The sequence below is a fragment of the Microbacterium sp. genome (genome assembly GCF_035554235.1).
GTDB lineage: Bacteria > Actinomycetota > Actinomycetes > Actinomycetales > Microbacteriaceae > Microbacterium.
Window position 1 is genome coordinate 1 of record NZ_DATMIO010000278.1, and the last position, 3094, is coordinate 3094.

The 3094-nt window shown below is 67.1% G+C and carries 2 protein-coding genes and 1 pseudogene; all 3 read right to left on the reverse strand.

Going from position 1 to position 3094, the window contains the following annotated elements; genetic code table 11:
- Positions 1-873 (reverse strand): annotated as a pseudogene (gene thrS, locus VNT50_RS14060) (threonine--tRNA ligase); the annotation flags it as partial.
- Positions 874-1086: 213 nt separating this feature from the next.
- Positions 1087-1758, reverse strand: a complete 672-nt coding sequence (locus VNT50_RS14065) for a DNA alkylation repair protein (RefSeq protein ID WP_325485736.1) — start codon at positions 1756-1758, stop codon at positions 1087-1089.
- A gap of 30 nt (positions 1759-1788) precedes the next feature.
- The gene (locus VNT50_RS14070; RefSeq protein WP_325485737.1) at positions 1789-2925 is read right to left on the reverse strand and encodes a hypothetical protein; all 1137 of its coding nucleotides are present in this window, start codon (positions 2923-2925) and stop codon (positions 1789-1791) included.
- Positions 2926-3094 lie beyond the last annotated feature (169 nt).

The window sequence follows — 3094 nt, forward strand, 5'->3', positions numbered from 1 at the left end:
GAACAGGTCCCGCTTCGTGATGTGCGGGGTGTAGACGTAGGTGTAGCCACCCTCGATGTGCCTGCGGCGAGCGTGCTGCTCCATCTCCTGGCGGATGATGCCGCCCCGCGGATGCCACACCGAGAGTCCCGAGCCGATCTCATCCGGGAACGAGAAGAGGTCGAGCTCCTTGCCGAGTCGGCGGTGGTCGCGCTTGGCGGCCTCGGCGAGACGCTCCTGATACGCGCGGAGCTCGTCCTTCGAGGGCCATGCGGTGCCGTAGATGCGCTGCAGCTGCGGGTTTTTCTCACTCCCCCGCCAGTAGGCCGCCGCGATGCGCGTGAGGTCCCAGCCGTTGCCGATCATGCGGGTGTTCGGCAGGTGGGGGCCGCGGCAAAGGTCCTTCCAGATGACCTCGCCGTCGCGGGTGACGTTGTCGTAGATGGTGAGCTCACCCGCGCCGACCTCGACGCTCGCGCCCTCGGCGATGTCGGTCCCGGTGGCCGAGCCGGCCGAAGCGCCCTTGAGCCCGATCAGCTCGAGCTTGAACGGCTCGCCGGCGAGCTCGGCCCGCGCCTCGTCGTCGGTGACGACACGGCGCACGAAGCGCTGACCTTCGCGGATGATGCGCTGCATCTCCTTGTCGATCGCCTTCACGTCCTCGGGCGTGAACGGCTGCTCGACGCCGAAGTCGTAGTAGAACCCGTCGGTGATCGGCGGACCGATGCCGAGGTTCGCCTGCGGGTTGATGCGCTGCACCGCCTGGGCCAGCACGTGCGCGGCGGAGTGGCGCAGGATGCTGAGGCCGTCGGGGCTGTCGATGGTGACCGGCTCGACGGCATCCGAATCCGCGACCGGAGTCGCGAGATCTTTCAACTCGCCGTTTACGCGCATGGCGACGACGGATCGGTCGGGGAACAGGGCGAAGCCGTCTTGCGACGGCTGGGCGTTGTCAGACAAAGGGAACTCTCCAGAATGGTCGGATCAAGGCTACCGCTCAGCTTCGGGCGCTTGCCGCGCCCTGCCCGCTCAGGCCCGAGGCGTTCGCGTGCCGGTGCCCGCGACGATCGCCGCGTGGTTCGACCGGCGGAGTTCCATCCGAAAAGCCTACCGGGCAGGATCAAGGTGCTTCAGCGCCTCGCGCCGGCTCAGCGGGCTGAGCGCGTGCGTGTCGGCGAACGTGCGCACCCAGTCCGGGGCGACGCGGGCATACTCGCGCAGCGCCCATCCGATCGCCTTGCGGATGAAGAACTCACGGTCATCGATGTTCGGGTGGATGACGTCGCCGAGGAGGTCCCGGTCGACGCGGTCGCGCCGGCCGAGCTGCGAGAGGATCGCGATCCGCCGGATCCACATGTCGTCGTCGACGGCCCACGCTCGCACGAGCGTCCCGGTCTCGGTCGGGTACCCGTCATGCAGCCCCGCAAGCCGGTGCGCGAGCTCGTCGGTGTAGTCCCACCATTGCCCCGTTCGCACCATGTGCTCGATCAGCAGGGTGACCGAGAGATCATCGGATGCCGGGCGCACAGCCAGCAGCGCCATGGCGGCGTACCGCTCCTCGCGGTAGGCGGCTTCGGCCCACAGCACCCGCGCGGCACCCCGGAGCGTTTCGCGGTCCTTGATCTCCTTCGCCGCGGCGCGGGCGATCCGCCGCGACTGCGGGACCCCGACACCCAGAAACGGCATCGCGGATTTCATATAGGCCTGCTGCGCCGGCGCCCGCTGGGGGTCGGCGGCGGCGTGCAGGGCGCCGCGGATGCCGCGAACGAGGTCGACCATAGGCCCAGCCTAGAAGGTGTGCCACCTGAGTCAGTCGAGCGTCTGGCCCGGGTACGCAGCCTCGAGCAACGCGTTCGTGTCTGCAAGCTGTGCCTCAACGTGCGATCGTCGAGCGGAGAGTTCTGCCTCGGCCTCGGTCAGTGCCGCGGCTCTAGCGTCGAGGTCCGCACGGAACGCCTCCAACTGCGCGAGGCGGGTCGCGAGCGACGCGCCGAGCGGTTGAGTGAGGATCAACCCGTCCGGCGTTGTCCAGCTCACCGACCAGTTGCCGCGCTCGGCCTCAGGAAGCGCGTTATAGCGATCGGCGTCGATCGCGTACCTTTGGCGCTCCGCCTCGTGGGTGGCACGATCGACCTCCCACCGCGCACGGCCATCGGCGTTCGCGGACTCATCCGCGGCGAGTTGGTCGATCGCTCGCTGCGTTTCGTCGACGATGCCCTGAATGACCGGTTCGAACGCCTCGTACACACCGACGAGCGCGGCGCGATCGCTGATGTAACGGGCATACACCGCCTCCAGCTCAGGCGCCAAACCGCCGTCAGGGTGAACCTCGGTGCCGAGGAGCGCGAATGTCTCCGTTCCGCGAGCAGCCTCGCTCCCGCGCATGGCCAGTGTGATCCGATCGTGGATGGCGTCGTCTGCGGGTACGCGGGCGATCTCGGCGACAAGCATTCCATTGACCGCGGCGAGATCGTCGGCAGCGAGCAAGGCATACGCCGCGTGAAGCATCTCGTGCGTCAGCGTCGTCACCATCATGTCGGCCAGCCGAGTATCACCCGGCTCGTAGATATAGATCCCATGGAGGAGCGAAAAACACCCGAGCGCATTGGCGCCACCCTCGAAGATCGGGCACACGTCGCCGATCTCTTCCCGGCCAACGAGCCTCGTTCGGGCGTCATAGAGGATGACACGTCCTTCCTTCGTCAGGAATGATCGGTCGGCGAGCTCGATCACCCCTTGCGCAGGCAACGTGTCACTCGTGAACCATCGCGACGCGGTCATCGCCACCTGTGCGGGGCCGATGATCAGTACAGCGGCACCAGCAAGAGCCAAAACGACTCCGAGTGCCGACGCCAATCCGTTCCGCTGACGGCGGCTGCGAACCGAGGCGAAGGGATCTGCCTCCGCTTGTCGATCAGCAGGATGATTCGACTCGAACAAGGTCACGCGCGCATGCTAGCGCGGCCGCGGAACGCACTGATGAAGTCAGGGTGACGATGGCGCACGACCGCCATGCTCCACAGAGTCACCCGTACTGATTGACCTCCCGCGTCATCGCCGGGATGCTGAACAGATCGACGAGGATCCATACCGTGGTAGCCGCAAACGGAAGGAG